The organism is bacterium (genome assembly GCA_021372615.1).
In the GTDB taxonomy this organism is placed as follows: Bacteria; Armatimonadota; Zipacnadia; order Zipacnadales; family UBA11051; genus JAJFUB01.
Map to the genome: position 1 here is coordinate 1 of JAJFUB010000118.1, position 18,377 is coordinate 18,377.

General features: G+C 69.0%; 18 protein-coding genes. 7 read left to right on the top strand and 11 right to left on the bottom strand.

Translation table 11 applies throughout. The features are described from left to right. Positions 1-103 precede the first annotated feature (103 nt). From LLH23_17615 to LLH23_17640, 6 genes are all read right to left on the bottom strand, one after another. The gene (locus LLH23_17615; protein MCE5240285.1) at positions 104-1,066 is read right to left on the bottom strand and encodes a Gfo/Idh/MocA family oxidoreductase; all 963 of its coding nucleotides are present in this window, start codon (positions 1,064-1,066) and stop codon (positions 104-106) included. Between the two features lie 44 nt (positions 1,067-1,110). Continuing rightward, complete coding sequence (locus LLH23_17620; GenBank protein ID MCE5240286.1) at positions 1,111-1,800, bottom strand: HAD family hydrolase; 690 nt, start codon at positions 1,798-1,800, stop codon at positions 1,111-1,113. 39 nt (positions 1,801-1,839) lie between these two features. Continuing rightward, on the bottom strand, positions 1,840-2,802 hold the full coding sequence (locus tag LLH23_17625; protein MCE5240287.1) for a MoxR family ATPase: 963 nt from the start codon (positions 2,800-2,802) through the stop codon (positions 1,840-1,842). Then, on the bottom strand, positions 2,792-3,628 hold the full coding sequence (locus tag LLH23_17630; protein MCE5240288.1) for a hypothetical protein: 837 nt from the start codon (positions 3,626-3,628) through the stop codon (positions 2,792-2,794). Before LLH23_17630 ends, LLH23_17625 begins: the two co-directional genes overlap by 11 nt. 66 nt (positions 3,629-3,694) lie before the next feature. After that, entirely contained in the window at positions 3,695-4,063 is a 369-nt protein-coding gene (locus tag LLH23_17635) for a DUF4350 domain-containing protein (GenBank protein ID MCE5240289.1), read from the bottom strand. Next, positions 4,047-4,772, bottom strand: coding sequence for a DUF4129 domain-containing protein (locus tag LLH23_17640; GenBank protein ID MCE5240290.1), 726 nt, complete (start codon positions 4,770-4,772; stop codon positions 4,047-4,049). Before LLH23_17640 ends, LLH23_17635 begins: the two co-directional genes overlap by 17 nt. A gap of 69 nt (positions 4,773-4,841) precedes the next feature. Between LLH23_17640 and LLH23_17645 the strand changes: the two genes are divergently transcribed. The 5 genes from LLH23_17645 to LLH23_17665 all read left to right on the top strand — a co-directional run bounded on the left by LLH23_17645 (position 4,842) and on the right by LLH23_17665 (position 10,935). Beyond that, positions 4,842-5,393, top strand: a complete 552-nt coding sequence (locus tag LLH23_17645; GenBank protein ID MCE5240291.1) for a hypothetical protein — start codon at positions 4,842-4,844, stop codon at positions 5,391-5,393. Between the two features lie 202 nt (positions 5,394-5,595). After that, positions 5,596-6,630, top strand: a complete 1,035-nt coding sequence (locus LLH23_17650; protein ID MCE5240292.1) for a zinc-binding dehydrogenase — start codon at positions 5,596-5,598, stop codon at positions 6,628-6,630. Between the two features lie 40 nt (positions 6,631-6,670). Further along, positions 6,671-7,222, top strand: a complete 552-nt coding sequence (locus tag LLH23_17655; GenBank protein ID MCE5240293.1) for a flavodoxin family protein — start codon at positions 6,671-6,673, stop codon at positions 7,220-7,222. Further along, positions 7,222-7,887 carry a class I SAM-dependent methyltransferase gene (locus LLH23_17660; GenBank protein MCE5240294.1) on the top strand — a complete coding sequence of 222 codons (666 nt, stop codon included), beginning with the start codon at positions 7,222-7,224 and terminating at the stop codon, positions 7,885-7,887. Before LLH23_17655 ends, LLH23_17660 begins: the two co-directional genes overlap by 1 nt. Positions 7,888-7,899: 12 nt before the next feature. Continuing rightward, on the top strand, positions 7,900-10,935 hold the full coding sequence (locus LLH23_17665) for a DUF6067 family protein (GenBank protein MCE5240295.1): 3,036 nt from the start codon (positions 7,900-7,902) through the stop codon (positions 10,933-10,935). 42 nt (positions 10,936-10,977) lie between these two features. Here the strand turns inward: LLH23_17665 and LLH23_17670 are convergent, their stop codons facing one another. The 4 genes from LLH23_17670 to LLH23_17685 form a co-directional block, all read right to left on the bottom strand. Further along, positions 10,978-11,205 carry a type II toxin-antitoxin system HicA family toxin gene (locus tag LLH23_17670; protein ID MCE5240296.1) on the bottom strand — a complete coding sequence of 76 codons (228 nt, stop codon included), beginning with the start codon at positions 11,203-11,205 and terminating at the stop codon, positions 10,978-10,980. Continuing rightward, the gene (locus LLH23_17675; protein ID MCE5240297.1) at positions 11,198-11,407 is read right to left on the bottom strand and encodes a type II toxin-antitoxin system HicB family antitoxin; all 210 of its coding nucleotides are present in this window, start codon (positions 11,405-11,407) and stop codon (positions 11,198-11,200) included. Before LLH23_17675 ends, LLH23_17670 begins: the two co-directional genes overlap by 8 nt. A gap of 273 nt (positions 11,408-11,680) precedes the next feature. Further along, positions 11,681-12,403 (bottom strand): phosphodiester glycosidase family protein, encoded by a 723-nt coding sequence (locus LLH23_17680; protein MCE5240298.1) that lies wholly within the window; start codon positions 12,401-12,403, stop codon positions 11,681-11,683. Between the two features lie 47 nt (positions 12,404-12,450). Continuing rightward, positions 12,451-14,592: a hypothetical protein gene (locus LLH23_17685; protein ID MCE5240299.1), complete on the bottom strand. Its 2,142-nt coding sequence runs from the start codon at positions 14,590-14,592 to the stop codon at positions 12,451-12,453. Between the two features lie 94 nt (positions 14,593-14,686). Here LLH23_17685 and LLH23_17690 point away from each other — a divergent pair, with 94 nt between their 5' ends. Together LLH23_17690 and LLH23_17695 are read left to right on the top strand one after the other, a co-directional pair. Further along, positions 14,687-15,754: a hypothetical protein gene (locus tag LLH23_17690; protein ID MCE5240300.1), complete on the top strand. Its 1,068-nt coding sequence runs from the start codon at positions 14,687-14,689 to the stop codon at positions 15,752-15,754. Then, positions 15,747-17,192 (top strand): radical SAM protein, encoded by a 1,446-nt coding sequence (locus tag LLH23_17695; GenBank protein ID MCE5240301.1) that lies wholly within the window; start codon positions 15,747-15,749, stop codon positions 17,190-17,192. Before LLH23_17690 ends, LLH23_17695 begins: the two co-directional genes overlap by 8 nt. A gap of 69 nt (positions 17,193-17,261) precedes the next feature. Here LLH23_17695 and LLH23_17700 read toward each other — a convergent pair whose 3' ends face one another. Continuing rightward, a complete protein-coding gene (locus LLH23_17700) occupies positions 17,262-18,245 on the bottom strand; it encodes a zinc-binding dehydrogenase (GenBank protein MCE5240302.1) in 984 nt (327 codons plus the stop codon). Positions 18,246-18,377 lie beyond the last annotated feature (132 nt).

Consider the following 18,377-nt stretch of genomic DNA (forward strand, 5'->3'; position numbering starts at 1 on the left):
GACCGCTCCCACAGGGCTCCCGTGGGAGCGGTCACCGACCGCGACCCTCCCCATCGTCTCAGGCGGCGGGGTCCCTGTCAGGCCTCCGGCCTGACACCCCGCCCTAGCCTAGGATCCCCTGCGCCAGGATCGTCTCCGCCAGCTCCATCGTCTTGAGCGCATCGCCGAAGTGCGAGCCGGGGAGCTGGCCGCTCTTGAGGCAGTCCACGAACTCGCGGTTCTTGGCGCAGAAGCCGCCGTAGACGTGGAACTCCTCGCTGCCGGCGACCTCCTTGGTGTCAAACAGCGTCCCCTCGGTGTCCCCGTCCGCGTAGAGCTTCCCGACGGTCTCGTGCTCGGCCTCGGCACAGATGTTCGGGGCGTGCATCTGCACGCGGAAGGTGCGGCGGCCGCTGGTCCAGCTATTGAGCATGAGGCCCGTGGCGCCGTTGTCGAACTCGATCAGCGCGCCGATGAAGTTCAGGTCCGGGACTTGCACCGCGCGGGTGACGCTCTGCACCCGCACGGCCTCGCCCCCGCACATCCAGCGGATCGTGTCCAGCGCGTGGACGCCGTCATCGTGCATGTGGTCGGTCGCCCCCCACATGGGCGTGATGGCCGACTTGTAGAACTCGCACACGGCGTGGACGATGGGCCCGCGCTCCAGGCACTTGTCGCGCAGCAGGCAGACCATCGGGCACGTGCGCCGCTGGAAGCTGACCTGGGTGAGCACTTGCTTCTGCTCGGCCAGCGTCGCGAGCATCCGCGCCTGGTGCAGGCTCAGGCCCATGGGCTTCTCGATGTACAGGTTCAGCCCCTGTTGCAGGCACCAGACCCAGATATCAATCATGTGGTGTGGCGGGCCGATGGCCCAGACGCCCGCCGGCGCGACCTCCTCGACCATCTTGCGGTAGTCCGAGTAGCGCCCGGTGATCCCGTACTTGTCGGCGGTCTCGTGGAGACGCTCGGCGTTGAGGTCGCAGAGGCCCGCGATCTCCACATCCCCGAACGAGGCGAGGGAGGGGTAATGGACGCGGTTGGCCATGGCCCCGGCGCCGATGATGGCGATCTTCAATCTGTCACCCATGTGCTCGTCTCCAAGAGGCCGCCGGCCGGCATGGCGGCATGGCGCTAGAGGCCTGACGGCGCTAACAGCTCGCTGAGCCTGACAATGTGGGCATCAGCATTCTGACCCCGTACGGCCGTCTCTTCAGGCCAGAACCTCCCGACGATGCCGGTCATCTGCACGGCTCTCATGCCCACGCGCTGAGCGCCCGCCAGTTCGTCCGACCCGCCGTCGCCCACGAAGACGCAGTCTGCCGGCGAGACTCCGATCCCCCGGCAGGCATGAAGATACGCTTCGGGATCGGGCTTGAGCAGACCGACGTCGCAAGAGAAGACGGCTACGTCAAAGAACGCTTGCGCGGGCGAAGCGGGCCACGCGGCCACTTCCATGGCGTCGGCGTTGCTGAGCAGCGCGAGGCGCTTGCCACTCTCATGTAGCGAGGCGAGGGTCTTCAGGACTCCGTGCTCGATGCGGACGAGAGCCTGCCTGAACTTCTCTTCGCGCGAAACGACGGCGGCCCGGATGAGGTCGGCGGTGACTCCGGGCCTAGCCCTCCGAGCTGCCTCGGCCATCGCCGCGCCCACATCCCTGATCTGTCCGCTATTCCTCGCCGGGGCCAGAGCGCGCCATTCGCGCCGCCACGCGTTCTCCTCCACCCCCATGATCTGCCACGCCTCAGGCGGCACCTCCGGCAGCGCAATCTCAATGGCGCACAGCGTGTGGAACAGGTCGAAGACCACGCCAGAGCTTGCCATCACCAACTCGTGTGCTTCCACCATTGCGCTCCTCTGATGTTAGCGCGGCACCGGCACCGCCGCCAACACCGAGGCGATCACGTCATCCGCGCTGAGGCCCTCGATGTCGGCCTCAGGGCGCAGGATGAGGCGATGGCGGAGCGTCGCCGGCGCGATGTCCTTGACGTCATCCGGTGTCAGAAAGTCCCGGCCGCGCAGGGCGGCGAGGACCTTGGCCGCCTCCAGGAGCATCGCCGAGGCGCGGGGGCTGCAGCCCAGGACCAGGTGCGGGTTGTCGCGCGTCAGGCGCGTGATGGCCGCGATGTAGGTCAGCATCTCGTCCGTGACGGTGATTTTCAGCGCCGCCTGCCGGCAGGCCGTGAGCTGGGCCGCCAGCGGGACCGGCGCAATCCCCACCGCCGCCAGTTCGTCATCCCGGAAGCCCGCGTGCCGCCGCCGCAGGATGTCCACCTCCTCGGCCTGCTCGGGGTACTCCACCAGCACCTTGAGCAGGAAGCGGTCGAGTTGCGCCTCGGGGAGGGGGTAGGTGCCCTCGTACTCGATGGGGTTCTGGGTGGCGAAGACCGTGAAGTCACGGTCGAGCGGGTGGCTCACCCCGTCAATCGTCACCTGTCGCTCCTGCATCCCCTCCAGCAGCGCTGACTGCGTCTTGGCCGGGGCGCGGTTGATCTCATCGGCGAGCAGGAACGTCGTAAAGATCGGGCCGCGCCGCAGGTTGAAGCTGCTGGTCTGCAGGTCGAAGACGCTGGTGCCCAGGACGTCGGAGGGCATCAGGTCCGGGGTCATCTGCACGCGCTTGAAGTCGCGCCCCAGGCACAGCGCCAGGGCCTTGACCATGAGCGTCTTGGCGGTGCCGGGGACGCCCTCGACCAGGACATGGCCGCGCGCCAGCACCGCCACGAGCAGTTGCTCGATCACCTGCTCCTGCCCGACGATGGCCCGGGCCAGTTGCTCGCGCACCTGCGCGGCCAGGCCCTCGGCGCTCTGCAGCTCAATGCTCATGGGTGACTGCCTCCTCGACTGCGGCAAGTTGCCGGGCGATGTCCAGCAGCGCCTCATCGCTCGGGTGCTCGGGCATGGCCTCGAGCTGCTGCAGGACGTCCTGCACGTGCGCGGCGTCCACATGGCGCCGCAGGGCCAGCGTCGCGGCCAGGCGCTCGGGCGGGAGATCGGGCGGCGTGCCCGCGACCGCCGACAGGCGGCGCCGGAAGGACTGGCGCAGCAGGGCCCAGATGGCCGTCCTCGCCTCCGCCCGGCGGTACAGGTCCGCCAGGGCCTCGACATACTCCAGGGCCGAGCGCCGGGGCTTCTCGAGCATTGGCACAGGCGCGCCAAAGCGGCGCCCCACCCCCACCAGGTACAGCGCCAGTGCGGCGATGACCAGCCACATGGTCTGCTTCATTCGGGCCAAGGGCAGACGCCCCACATCTCCCGACGCGGCCCTGGCGTGCAGGTGCAAACGCTCATCGAAGCACACGCGGCTGTGGCGGCCCCCGAAGAGCAGGTTGGCCGCCAGCACAACGTTGTCCGCCTGCGCGATATCCCTGTTGCCGAACACCTCGGCCTCGCACACCGCGTAGATGGTCCCGAGGCCGACTCGGGCCTTCATCAGGACATTGCCGACCCGGTCGGCCACCAGGGCCTGCCAGGTCGCGTTCACCAGTTGCTTGACCCCCGCCTTCGCCTTCCCCTCGCGCGGGAGCAGCCGGTATGGCCCCGGCACGAAGACACCCCTGACGTCGCGCAGCGCCGGCTCCTGCGCGACGGGCAGGGCGGTGCTGGTGGCGTGCGTCGTCTTGCAGCCCTGGAGGCCGAGAGCGGCGAGCAAGTCAGCATCCGGGTTGGCCGGCTCAAACGAGGGCGACTGACCCGAGTCGCCCGCACCGCCGCCCAGTCACCCACCGCCGGGCGCCAGGTGGTGCTCCGGGTTCAGATCCACTGCCACCAGCAGCGTGCCCCCGCCCTTGACCCAGGCCACCAACGCCTTGCGCTCCGGCTCCGACGGTGCCACGCAGGGATCAACCACGGCCAGAAAGCGTTCAGTGTCTGTGAGCTTGTCCAGCGGTTCGTTCCAAGCCTCGACCGGCAGGCCATGCTGGCGGCACAACTCGGCCAGAGCCTTCAGCCCCCACGGGTTCGAGCGGGTGATGGCGTGATCGCGGACGGGGTCCAGGGCGGCAGGGCGGCTGAAGATGAGACTCAGCAGGCTGAAGCCCGCGATCAGGGCGGCGATGAGCAGCACCGGGCTATACCGCCGCAGCATGCTCCGCCTCCTGCCAGGCCGTCTGCACCAAGTCGCGGCAGCGGTCGTACTCGGTCCAGCCCAGGGCGTAGTGGCCGTACCAGGCGCGATCCGCCAGACGGCTCACCTCGCGCAGTGGCCCCACGATGACGGGATGGCGGCGGGCCTGGCGCACGTACTCCTGGTTGGTGTAGGAAAGGTCGTAGCGCACAATGTCACGGCGGTCGAGCTGGTGGATCAGGGCGAGGTACAGGTAGCGCAGCGCCTCGGAGAACCGCCCCTCGGCGGCGGCGGCCTCGGCCTGCTCCATAAGGCGCTGGGGCTCGGACTGTGGCGGGGCGGGCGCCGTCGCGCGCACGCGCCGGCCGCGCTGCCGCGTCGGCCCGAAGGCGCTTCTCACCGTCAGATAGATGTGATATATAAGAGCGAGGGCGAGTAAGGCGAGCAGGGCCACGATCGCCCAGTACAGCACCGGCGCGTGCTCAAAGACGCCCTCGAGGCGCCCCGCCATGTGCTCCCGCCACCAGTCGCGGACGCGGTGCAGCCAACGCGCGAGCAACTCGTAGAGCCACTCGGCGTTCGCCTGGCGGAACTCCGGGCGCGCGAGGATGGTCTGCAGATCGGCGCGCAGCACCTCCGGCGCCGGCCGTGCCGGCGCTGCGCACGCCATCCAGCACAGGGCGCCGCCCACCGTCGCACCGAGCAGCAAGAGACACAGCAGACGCTTCATACCGAGCCGCCAATTCGTGCTGCGAAAGCAGCGCACCTGCCGTAGAGCGGCTCGAACTCGAGGTTCCCCATGCGGAGATACGCACCCCTGTTGGTTCTGATCGTCATCGGCCTGGCGCTGGGCGTCTGGCAATGGCGCCGCCCGCGGCCTGCGCCCCGCGCGGCGACGCCCGCCACGGCCCTGCAGCCCACCGCGCCGTCGGTGCAGGCGGCCCTGGCCTTCCTGAACGCCTGGGCGCAGGGCGACGCCGCCGGCGCCTACGGGATGCTGTCGGCCGGGATGAGGAAGGTCGTGTCGCAGAGCGACTTCGCCGGCATGATGGCCCAGCGGAAGTTCACGAGCCCCCAGTCGCTGGTCCACGCCGAGACGGTGCAGGCGGCCTATGTCATCTGCAGCATTCAGGCCAAGCCGTCAGGCCACGGCGACAAGGGTTGCGCCGGGTTCTCGCTGCTGCTGAAGAAGGAAGAGACGGCCTGGAAGGTGGCGCAGATCCAGGAAGAGGAGAAGCTCTTCGAGAAGTACGAGGACCTGCGCCTGTCGCCGGGCAAGACCAGTGGCTGGGTGGTGACGTACCAGAACGAGAAGGGGCAGGTCATCACCATCACCTTGCCCGAGCTGTAGCGGCGCGATTCATCGCGCCCCTGTGTCGAGATGTCACTCCGTAGCGCGGGCGGCCTCGCCCGCGCGGGCCGCCGGATGAGGCAACCGGGCGGGCGAGGCCGCCCGCCCTACTGAGTACTGTGTACCTCCGGGCGGCCCACTGCGCCTCCCGTACCCTCGGCGCGATGAATCGCGCCACTACTGCCAACAGGATCTGTGACCCATGAAAGCACTAGTCAAGACCGCGAAGGGTGTCGGATATCTCGAACTGCGGGACGTGCCCGAGCCGACCCCGGCGCCGAACGAAGTCCTCATCGAGATCAAGGCCGCCGGCATCTGCGGCACCGACATCCATGTGAAGCATGACGAATTCCCGTACTGGCCTCCGGTTATCCTGGGGCACGAGTTCGCCGGGGAGATCGTGCAGGTCGGGGCGGAAGTCGAGGGCTGGCAGGTCGGCGACCGCGTGACCGCCGAGCCGCACACGAAGGCCTGCGGCGTCTGCCCGCTGTGCCGCACCGGCAACATCCAGATCTGCCCGAGCAAGCGCTCGCCCGGCTGGGGCATTGATGGGGCTTTCGCCAAGTACCTGGCCTACCCCACGCACCTGCTGCACCGCCTCCCCGGCAACCTGTCGTACGTCGAGGCCGCGCTGGCCGAGCCGGTCGCGAACATCTCGACCGACCTGCTGGAAAGGGGGCGGGTGGAGCCCGAGGACTTCGTGGTCGTGCTGGGGCCCGGCCCCATCGGCCTCATCGCCGCCCAGGCCGCCAAGGCCGAGGGGGCGCGCGCCGTGATGATCATCGGCACCAATGCCGATGAGGCCGTGCGCCTGAAGACCGCGCGCGAGCTGGGGATTGACCACGTGGTGAACCTGCAGCAAGAGGACCCCGTGGCCAGGTGCCTGGAGCTGACCGATGGGATGGGCGCGGACCTGGTCGTGGAGTGCTCCGGCGCGCCGCCGGCCATCGCCAGCACCCCGCAGTACGTGCGCAAGCTCGGCCGCATCTGCGCCATCGGCCTGACCGGCAAGAAGCCCGTGCAGCTCGACTGGGACGCCTTCCAGGGCAAGGTCTGCACGCTGATCTTCAACATGTCCACCTTCTACACGAGCTGGAAGAAGGCGCTGAGCCTGCTGGGCTCCGGGAAGATCAACGCCCGCGCGATCATCACCCACGAGTTCCCGCTGGACCAGTGGGAAGCGGCCTTCGAGGCCGTCGAGAACCAGACGGCGTTGAAGGCGGTGCTGATACCGTAACGGCGGGAATCGGGAACCGGGGACCGGGAATCGTGACGGCATGAACCTGCTCGCCCTCAACGGGAGCCCCCGCCTCGGGGGCAATACGGATGTGCTGCTGCAGGCGGCGCTGGAGGCTGCGGCGGAGGCGGGCGCGGGGACGGAACTCGTGCAGCTTGGTGGGCTCAGCATCGCCGAGTGCGATGGCTGTCATGCCTGCTGGGAGGGCGCCGAGTGCGTCAAGCAGGATGACATGAACGCGGTCTACGAGCAGATCGCGCAGGCCGATGCCGTGCTCTTCGGCACGCCCGTATACTGGTACGGCGTCACCGGGCTGATGAAGCTGCTGCTGGACCGCATGGTGTACTTCAACTACCCGGAGAACCGGGAGTTGGTGCGCGGCAAGCCGGTCGGGCTCGTGGTGCCCTTCGAGGAGGACGACCCGGCGACCGCCGACGGCGTGCTGGCGATGTTCCGCAAGTCCTGTGCGTACCTGGAGATGCCCCTGGCCGAGACCCTGGTCGTGCCGGGCGTCACGCTGCTGGGGGAGGTGCGGGAGCGCCCCGAGCCGATGGCCCAGGCGCGCGACCTGGGCCGGAAGCTGGTGGGCTGATGCCCTCGGCGCGCTCCTGGAATGATCTCTTCGCCGATCCGCGGTTCCACTGGAAGGAGCCGGACCCCGGGGTGGCCAGGTTGGCCGAGCGCTGGGCGCAACAGGGCCGGCGAGCCGTCTATGACCTCGGCTGCGGCGCCGGGCGGCACATGGCGTACCTGCAGACGCTGGGCTTCCGGGTGGTCGGCAGCGACGTGGCCGCGAACGGACTGGCCGCCTGTGCCGACATGCTCCGCCAGGCGGACCTGCCGGCCCGCCTGGTGCGGTCCGACATGACCGCCACCCCCTTCGCCGACGGCGTCTTCGACGCCGGTCTGGCCACCAATGTCCTCAACCACAACCCGCGCGCCCTGCTGCAGCAAGCGGTGGACGAGATCCATCGCGTGCTGGCTCCGGGCGGTGAGTTCTACCTGACGGTGCTGAACACCTGGGACTGGCGCTACGGCTCGGGGGAAGAGGTGGAGCCCGACAGCTTCGTGCTCGCCGAGGGCCCCGAGACTGGCATTCTCCACCACTTCTTCTCCGAGCCCGACCTGCTGAACTGGCTCAGGGCCTTCGACGTCATATCCCTGGAGCGCGAGCGCGGGGAGCTGCAGCTCAGCACCCGCCCCGAGGGCGGCCCGGTCTTCCGGGACGCCTGGGCGGTGCTCATCCGCAAACCATAGGAGTGGCCCACGATGGCGCCCACACCCGGCTGGTCTCGTCTAGCCGCTGCTGCCCTGCTTCTGTTGTTGGGATGCACCTGGGCCGGAGCCCAGGGCGTCCCTGCGCCCGTGGTGCACTACCCGGTGACCGAGGGAACCGGCGGCACGACTGCTGACATCGCCGGGAAGACGACAGCCCGGCTCAACGGCGCCCTGTGGGTGAAGTCCGAGTCGAGCGCGGCCCTCGACCTGGACGGCATGGGCAACAGCGTGGAGTGCGGTGATCCCCCGGCGGCGCACCTGGCCGAGGGGTCGCTCAGCTTCGCCGTCACCTTCCGCACCAACGAGAAGCGGCAGCAGTACGTGCTGACCCACTACGGCTGGAGCCTGTACCTGGACGCCGAGGCCATCCCGAACTTCGAGACCCGCAGCGCCGACAACAGCAAGTGGGAGAACCTGGCCGGCACAAAGCCCGTGCCGATCAACGAGTGGGTCCAGGTCGTGTGCGTCTACGACGAGGCCCAGCGCCAGACGCGCCTGTATGTCAACGGCGTCCTTGACGCCAAGGGCGAGAAGCAGCCCGGCTTCGGGGGGATGGGTCGGAGCAAGCTGGCCCTGGGCGCCTGGCCCGGCGCGCACTTCCTCAGCGGCCTGATCGGCGACACTCGCATCTGGAACGTGGCCCTGACTGACCCGCAGGTGCAGGGGCTGTACCGGGACACCGCCGCGCAGCGAGACGCGGCGCTCGCCTCGCCGCCGCGCCGCCTGTCGGTGAAGCTGCACTCGTTCCCTGCCAGCGGGGCGCTGGCGCTCGACTTGTCTCTGCGCAACCTGGGCGAACCGCTCTCCGAGCCCGGCGGCACGGTCGAGCTGGTGCGCGAGGGGAAGGTCGAGGCCACGAAGTCCGGCGGGCTCTCCAACGATGGCCGCGCCCAGGTCGCCTTCGAGACCGCCAAGCTGCCGCCGGGCCGGTACGAGGTGCGTGCGACGGCGACTTCCGCCGGCCAGCCCGTCGCGGGCAGCACCTGCACGACCGAGTGGGCCAAGCCGGAGACGATGCCCTGGTGGTTCGGCTCGGAGGAGGGCCTGGGCGGCCGGCTCATGGCCCCGTGGACGCCGATCCAGGTGAAGACGTCTGGCAGCGTCACCAGCCTGAGCTGCTGGGGCCGGCGCTACGACTTCGCCGACACGCCCCTGCCTCAGGCCATCAACAGCGCCGGCGGGAGCCTGCTCGCCGCCCCGATGCAACTGGTGGTCAGGACCAGCGACGGCGAGGTCAAGTGGCGGCGCAGCACGATCTCGGTGCGCAAGCGGACGGCCGAGACCGCGCTGCTGGAGGTCCGGTGCTCCTCGCCCACGCTCGCGCTGTGGGGGCTCGTGGGCATGGGCTATGACGGAATGGTCCGCCTGGACCTGGCGGTGCTGCCGCGGGAGGCCGTGCAGATCCGCAGCCTCACCCTCGTCATCCCCCTCGCCACCGAGCACGCCCGGTATCTGTACACCTACCCCGACCGCTCCAAAGCCTGGAAGGACCATCGCCCCGGCGCCGTGCCCGCCAAGGGCGTCAGCATGCCCTTCAACCCCACGATCTGGCTGGGCGACGAGAAGCGCGGCCTGCAGTGGTTCGCCGAGAGCGACCAGGACTGGCTGCCCGCCGACCCCCGGCAGGCCGTGCGCATCAAGCCGCAGGGCAAGACGACGCAGTTGGAGCTGGAGCTGATCGGTCAGCGGGTGTCGCTCGACCCCAGCGCCGACAACCTGGTCGTCGGCAGCGACGAGCCGGTCAAGGAGCTGAGCTACACCTGCGGGTTGATGGCCACCCCGGTCAAGCCCGTGGATCGCGATGCCTGGGACTTGCGCAGCACCACACTGTACGCCAATGTGTACGAGGCCATGGAGCCCGGCCCCGACGGCAAGAGCCAGCTCGACGTGATGCAGGAGAATGGGGTCAAGACCGTCTCGCTCATGGATTGGACCGACATCCTCTGCTACAACCAGCCGACCGAGCCCGAGCAGCTCAAGCGCTTTGTGGAGGCATGCCACCAGCGCGACATGCAGGTGCTGGTGTACTTCGGGTTCCAGATGTCCGACGCGGCGCCGGAGTTCGCGCAGTACCTGGAGGAAGCGGCGAACTGGTCCGAGCCGCGCGAGTACTCGTATGAGTACGGGCTGGACAACTATCCCCCCAAGCCGGTGCAGACGGTGTACCGGGTGTGCTACCGGAGCCTGTGGGAGGACTTTGTGGTGGCCGGCGCCTCGAAGCTGGTGGACGAGTTCGGGATTGACGGCGTGTACCTGGATGGCACGACGGTGCCGCTGCCGTGCTACAACGGCCACCACGGCTGCGGCTATCGCGATGCGCAGGACCAGTGGCGGCCGACGCTACCGATCTTCGAGTGCCGGCGCTTCGCGCAGCGCCTCTACACGGCTGTGCGCAGTCGCAACCCCCGCGCACAGGTGAACCTGCACAACTCCGCCTTCATGGTCGCCCCCTCGATCGCGTACGCCACGAGCCTGTGGGATGGCGAGCAACTGTCCGACGCGCCGGGCACGTTCATGCTCGACCGCCTGCCCCCGGACATGTTCCGCACCGAGTTCATGGGCCACAACTGGGGCGTCCCGCAGGAGTTCCTCGACTACGTGCTGCCCGGCGACTACCAGGGCAAGTGGGGCCTGACGCTGCTGCACGACGTGCCCACGCGGCCCTACGGCGCCAGGGAGCAGCTCCCGTACGCCGCGGCGATCTGGCGCCTGATGGACCAGTTCGGCCGCAGGGAAGCGACGTGGTATCCGTACTGGTCCAAGGCAGGGGCGAAGCTGGTGACAGTGACACCGGCAGGGGCGTACGCCAGCCTCTACCAGAACCCGAAGACCGGCGTGCTGCTGGTGGTGGACAACCTGGGGCGGGAAGAGGCCGAGGCGACCGTCAGACTGAACCTGACAGCATTGAAGCTGCCGAAGACCGCTACGGCCAAGGACGGCCTCACGGATCAGGCGCTGGAACTGAAGGCAGGGGTGCTGACACTGCGGCTGCCGGCGTTGGGGTGGAGGGTGGTGTGGGTGAGGTAGGGGGGCTGAGGCCGAGTGCACGACCTTGCGGGCTCAGTTCGGCTACAGGTGGGCGAGGAAATCCTCGACACTCACATTGCCTTGCCGCAGGACCCCGCGCAATGTCCCAATCGCGAGTTCGTCGTGAAGAGGTACGACGCAGCCCGTCGTCCCCTCGGGGGTGCTCCGCTTCATCACGAGGTGGCTGCCCCGCTGGCGAACAGCGACGAACCCGAGGCGTTCCAGGGCACCGATGGCCTCCCGGGCAGAGAGGCGCTGCAGCCTAGCCATAGGCTGCCTCGAACGTCGTCAGGAAGGGGCGCCCCATCTCCTCCAGAGGGAACTCCTCCAGATACAGCTCGGTGGCCTCCTTGAGGTTGGCGAGGGCCTCCTCCATGGTGCCGCCCTGGCTGACGGTGCCGACCTCGGGACACTCGGCCACCAACAGGTCGCCCTCCTGGTGGAGGATGGCGGTCAGAACGCGTGTCGTCATGGTGTCATCACCATGGGTACTATAGGTCGTTGTCGCCCGCCTGGCAAGCTACTCGCCCCGCCGGACGTGGCCTGTGCCTGCTGGGTGGCTAACGGCAGCAACCAGGGCGGGGTGTCGGCGAAGCCGACGGGGACCCCGCCGCGGGAAGCCACCGTAGCAACGATCTGGGCGGGGTCCCTGTCGGCTTCGCGGACACCCCGCCCTGGTGCCAGACCCTCGTCTACCGGCAATCCCAGGCTACATCCGCCCCGCAGGCTGTCCCGCCGAGCTTCCCTACCGCCTCCCCGTCACCCCAATGATCGGCCCCAGCGGCACCCAGGCATCGTTGCGGCGGAGCTTCGGCGCGTAGAGGCTGGAGATGCTGCCGTCCAGATACAGCGCGTTCCGGCAGCTTAGCCCATCGCGGAAGAGGACTGCGAACTCATAGAAGTTCACCGGGCCCTCGGCGAGAGCGAAGACGACCTGCCGGGGGGAGACGACGCCCACGCCGTTGCGGATCAGCCGCGAGGCGGACGACCGGCGGAAGGCCGGGTGCAGCTTGCCATCAATCACCAGCATTGGCCCCGACTGCGTCGCGAGCGTGACGGACTGGCTGACCGAGGGGTAGCGCGAGGACCCGATGACGCGCGCCCCGGACTTCGTGAGCGCGAACACCCCGTTGGGCTTGAGACAGAAGTTGCTCTTCCCGCTGGCGAGGTTGAGCGGCCGCAGTTGCTTGCCGTGCTCCACGTACAGCCCCACGGGCGAGAGGTCCTCCCGGTACATCCCCGCGTTCATGGCGAACAGCAGTTGGCGCTTCTGCGGGCGGAGCCACTGGTTCACCGCGTCGAAGGTCTGGAAGGGCCGCCTGTGGCTGTCCCGCCAGAAGAGGTCCAGGTGGTCCTTCGTCAGGTCCACCCGGCAGATGACGTATCGCTTGCCGGCGAAGGTCGTGGTGACGACCTGCTGGGCAGGGGCGGTGCTGGCCGCCAGCAGGACGCCCAGCGCGATGTGCACGAGAGGGAGAGAGGCCCGTGGGTGGCGCGTCGTGTGCGTGCTCAGCCTCAGAACGAGAACACCTCGTGCCCCCGGACCCCGGTGAAGCAGTCCACGACCACCCACAGCCCTGCCGCCGTGAACTCCGCCAGCACCAGCCCCAGGAACCCCGGCAGGAGCCGCCGGTAGACCCGTGGCCCGCCATAGTGCAGGATCGCCGTCTTGCATAGCCAGCCCACGAACACCGGGAACCAGAAGTTGATCATGGGCCACGACGCGCCCATGAGGTAGCCGATGGGATGCAGCGGCCACCAGAGGAACTGGTGGTGCAGGAACGTCAGCGCCCCGAGGCTCAGCGCCCCCGCACCCATCGTCAGGAACGACATCGGCTTGGCCGCCTCCCCGCCGTCGAGCAGCTGCATCGTCCAGTTGCAGTACAGGTTGCGCGTGTAGTAGGTCGTGAACCACTGGTGCAGCGTCGAGCCCCCGTAGCGGTACATCAGCCGCAGGTACGAGACGTATGACGAGAGCACCGCCAGCACGATGGCCAGGGCGAGGGCCTGCGCCAGCTGTCGGCGGTTGATCCCGCCCTCGTCGGCCAGCTTCCAGCTCTGCATCAGCCCCGGCATGAGCGGACTGCGGTTGTCCACCATCCACAGGTGGTCCAGGTACGCCAGGATGGCGGTGTTGTGCGAGCCCAACCCGCGCGCCCCGAAGCCCGCCAGGAGCATGTTGAAGGGGCGGAAGGGATGCTGCACGTAGAGCATCCCGCCCTCGCACACGAGGCGCACCGCGACGATGTGCGAGAGGAAGAACAGGGCCATCAGCACGAGCACGGCCACGAACTGCGCACCGGCCGCCGAGCCCCAGAGCCCCAGGGCCACCAGCGAGCCGCCCAGGCCGATGAGGGCCAAGCGGTAGGGGAGAGGCTCCGCGTGGTCTGCCGCGTGGGCGCGCGTGGGGACACGCGCGCGATCGACCGCGGAGTCGGCCGCGTGAGGACACGCGGCCCCGCGCGACCGCGCCCCTCCACGCGCCCCGAAGGCCTCCGCCCAGATCTGCGCCAGCCGCGGCCTTGCCGCCAGCAGCCCCAGCACCCCTGAGGCCAGAATGCCGCCCCACATCTGGTGGGCCACCAGTTCCTTGGTGCCATAGGCCTGCACGCCGCGCATGGGAATGCCCAGGGCGCTGGCCACGACCGTCTGCGCCAGGAAGAAGAAGTAGAAGAACCAGAGGCTGAAGGACAGCTCGGAGGGCAGGACGTAGGCCAGGCCGATGATCGAGAAGAGCGTGCGCATGTACAGCGGCTGCATGGCGTTCCAGGGCCGCTGGGACAGGTACTGGCCGAGGTTGACCTGGTGGACGTTGATCGTGGGGAGGGCCGGCAGGTAGTAGTGCAGGCCGTTGAGGGCGTGAATGGCGAACGGGACGGCGAAGAAGGCCCACATGACCGGATCGCGGAGGAACCCCGGGAGGGTAGTGCGGGCTTCCAGCCCGCTTGCCGGTTGCGGGCTGGAAGCCCGCACTACTCGCCCGGCTCCTCCCGTGCCCGCTCCCGTATCCACACACAGCGCCAGCGGCAACTGCAGCAGCGGGAAGACCAGCTTCTCGTCATCCACCCAGCGCTTGCGCAGCAGCGTCGTGAGGCAGAAGAAGGCGACGTACATGATGAACGCCAGCAGCGTCCAGGCGGCCAGCGGACCGACCCACTCGCCCCACGGAATCGGCTGCCCCTCGCGCAGGCCCTCGTAGAGCTTCACGACGGCGTACTCGCTGCGCGGGTGCACCCACTGGGGGAGGAGGGGCTGCAGCACCTGCTCGTACCGGTTCTCGGGCCGGGCAAAGTAGAACGGGCCGGCGATGTAGGGGATGAGCAGGCCGGTGAGGCCGAAGGAGGGGATGCCGCCCGCGACGAGCGCCATGGCGTAGATGACGAGCATCTCGGCGGGGGACAGGCCGCGTGGATGCTCGCGTGGGCCGGGGTCGCGTGGGCGCGCGTGTCCCCACGCGCGCGACGGCCGCGTGAGGACACGCGGCCCCACGCGAACCAGACCGTTGAGCGCCGTCAGCACCCCCAGCACGAACAGGGCGTTGATGGGGAAGGCGGTCAGGCCGACCCAGGTCCCGCGCATGACCAGGTCGGAATACGGGGTGGCGACGCCGATGACCAGCACGGCGACGATGCCGATGACGAGGGCCCGCCGGGACATGAACTCCGGTTCGCCCTACCTCGGGGCAGGACCTGCCGGCCACGCCGGCGAACGGTGCGCCACTTGCCCACACGCCGCCCCCCCGGGAGCTCCCATGGAACTGGCATACAAGCACAACTGGCCCGAAGCCCGCGAGCGCCTGCTGGCGTTCTGGAACATGGAGATCATTGACCGGCCGTGCATCGCCGTCACGGCGCCCGGCCAGCCCGCGCGGCCGCTGGATGCCCCGCCGGATGACCGCACCAAGTGGACCGACCCCGAGTACGTCGCCCAGCGCTACGACGTGTCCCACGAGGCCACGTACTTCGGCGGCGAGGCCCTGCCCGGCACATCGCTCATGGTCGGCTACTGCTTTGGCTACGGCGCGCCGCTGCACTACAGCGAGCAGACGGTATGGCAAGACGCGATCATCGAGAACTGGGCCGACCGCCCGAACCTCGATCTGGATGAGGACGACTGGGCGTGGCGGCAGGTGCAGGCCGTCGTGAAGCGCTGCGCGGAGGTGAGCGCCGGGAAGTGGATGACCGGCTTCCCCAACATCCACGAGCCCAACGACCACCTGCCGCTGCTGCGCGGCACCCAGCGCTTCCTGATGGATCTGATCGAGTACCCCGCCGAGGTCAAGCGCGCGCTGCGCAGGCTGCTGGACAACTGGTTCGTGATCTACGAGCGCCTCGCGGACCTGATGCCGGGGCAGGAGGGGTCGAGCGGCTGGCTGGGGGTCTGGTGCCCGTGGCGGCGGAGCCTGACCATGCAGAGCGACGTGTCGTGCATGATGTCCCCGGCGATGTTCGAGGAGTTCGTGGCGCCGGAACTGGAGGAACTGAGCGGGTGGCTGCAGGGCGCAACCTATCACCTCGACGGCCCCGGCGCGCTGCAGCACGTAGACCGGCTGCTGGCCGTCAAGCGCCTGCACGCGATCCAGTGGACCCCGGGCACCGGCACCCCGGGCGGCCTCTATTGGCTCGACCTGTACCAGCGCATCCAGGCCGGGGGCAAGGGCGTCATCATCTCCCTGCCCTATGAGGAAGTCGAGACGGCGGTGCGGGAGTTGAGACCCGAGGGGCTGTTCATCCTGACCGGGGCGCCGTCGGCGGAGGCGGCGGAGGGGCTGCTGGAGCGCGCGGTGCAGATCACGAAGGAGAAGCACTCGGTTGGCTGACCCATTCGGCCACTACGCCCCCGAACATGCGGCGCGGCTGTGCCGGCGGCTCGCGGAGGCAGACTGGCGCGCGGCCTGCGAGGGCGGGACACTCGCGGCGGCCGAAGGCAGCCTGCGCACCCCGCCCAAGACCGCCAACGTGTTCGCACTGCCGGTGGCACAACTGAAGACACTCAACGAGGCGCGCGTACGGGCGCTGATCGCCGCCGGGGAGCGTGATGAGGAGCGGCTGCTGGCGGAGCTGGGCACATGGCCGACAGAATGGCCCGAGGGGCTCCCGGTAGGACTGTCGTTTCTGGGCCTCAACCTCACCTTCGCCTGCGACATGGAGCCCCGCTGCGTGTACTGCAACCAGCAGCCCGTGGCGGAGTGCATGACAACCGAGGACTGGCGGGCAGTGTTGGCGGCCCTCGGCAGCCACGCGCCTGACGCGGGCGTCTACGTCTATCTCACAGGCGGCGAGCCGCTACTGCTCGGGGAGGACCTGTGGGGGGCAGACGGGCTGATCCGGGCGGCGGCGGACGCGGGCGCGGCCTGCAATGTCAACACCAACGCGCTGGCGCTGACGCCCGAGGCAGCGCTGGGGCTTGTGTCGTCGGGGCTGGGGCGCGTGCACATCTCTCTGGACACGCACCGGCCGGAGGTCGCGGACGCGATCCATCGGCAGGCGGGGCGCTGGCAGCAAGTCGTGCGCGGCCTGCACGACATCCAGATCGCCAAGGCGCTGCTGGGCGCCAGCCATCCCGCCATCCACCTCAACTGCGTGCTGACGCGCCTGAACGCGGACCACTTCCCCGAGTTCCTGCGTTTCGTGCTGGGCATGAAGCCCCTGCAGGAGGAGGGAGTCAGTCCCGACCTGGACTTCCATCTCATCCCCGTCGGGGGACAGCAGAACCGCGAGCTGCGGTTGACCGCCGAGGGATATGTGCGCTTCTTCGGGGAGACGTGGGAACGGGCGGAGGCGGTGTGGGAGGGCTATCGGGACTCGCGCAACGTCCCTGCGGACAAGCGCAAGACGCTCGCGGAGCAGATGCCCTTCTTGAGCCCGTACCATCGCGTGCAGCAACAGGGGACCCTGGCGGAATGGGCCGCGAGGGCCGGGGAGGGGCGGCCCGGGGCCCTGGCGCTAACGCGTCGGTGCTATGTCGCACCGACGCAGGGGTTCATCCTCCCGGACGGAGCGCAGTACTGGTGCGGGGGGCACGCGATCTCACGGCCGGAGCCGGTGGGGAATGTCCGTGAGCACAGCGTGTGCGACAACATCCGCCAGAGCCTGGCGCAAGTCCGCGCGCTGCCCATCGAGCAGTGTCGCACCTGTCCCGGCGCGACGCTGGCGATCAACCAAACGGTCGAGAGCCGGTTGAGGCAGGCAATCCAGGAGTGGCTGGACCCGGGCACGAACCAACCGGCGAACGCAGAAGCGCCGCCGGTTGATTGAGCGCGTCAAGCCATGCACCCAGAGCCGCGATAGCCCTCGTCGAGCCCCACCGGGCCGCCCGCAGCGGCCTCAGTACTGCACGAACAGTACCTTCCCCGTCTTGCCCTGGGCCATCAGTTCATAGCCCTTCTGCGCCTCTTCGAGGGGAAAGCGGTGCGTGACCATCTTCTTGGGCTTTAGGCCGCGGTTGCACAGCTCCACCATGCCCGGGAACTCGTGCAGGCGGAAGTACCACGCGCCGTAGACGTTCACTTCCTTGTGGATCAGGTCGCGGCTGGGGTTGAAGCATGCCTCGCCCTGCTCGCCCACGATGCCCAGCTTGCCGCCGTTGCGCACGGCCTCGAAGGCCGTGGCGACCGGGGCCGGCTTGCCGGTGCACTCCAGGCACGTGTCGGGGCCGGCGCCGCCGGTGAGCTTGCGCAGCTTCTCCACCGTCTTCTTGTCGGCGTTGACCGTCTTCCAGGCGCCGAGCTTCTCGGCCAGCTTGCGGCGATACTCGCTCATGTCCACGCCGATGACGCGGGCGCCCAGGAAGCTCCAGACGAGCAGCGCGCCCAGACCGATGGGGCCCATGCCGAAGATCGCCACGGTGTCGGCCGCCTGCACGCCCACACGGCGGGTCAGATGATAGCCCACGCCCATGCTGTCGCCCGCGATGAGCACGCCGGTGTCCCAGTCAATGTTGTCCGGGAGCTTCAGGCACGCGCGCGCCGGGACGGCGACGTACTCGGCGTGGGCGCTGCCCACGAAGCCCTTGGTGGCGCAGAAGATCTCGTTGCCGGTCTTGCACTGGACGCACTTCCCGCAGCCGATGACCACATGCACGCCGACGCGGTCTCCCTCGGCCAGGCACTTGTTGCCGTTGGCGTCCGCGACTTCGCCGGCGTACTCATGGCCGCCGTTGCCGGCCATGCCGTTGCGCCACGCGCCCATCTCGCTGCCGCACAGGGCGGATACGCGGATCCGCAGCAGCACCTCGTCCGCCTTCGGCTTCGGCACGGGAATGTCCACGATCTCGGTCTGGCTGTTGCCCATGAAGCGTAGCGATTTCATCACCGTTCTCCGTCTGAGAGAGTTCGTTCGAGCGGCTCAACGCCGCGGCAGTCTATCGTCAATCGGTCGCGGTCGGTGACCGCTCCCACACACAGCACACAGACAGGGACGTCGTGGGAGCGGTCACCGACC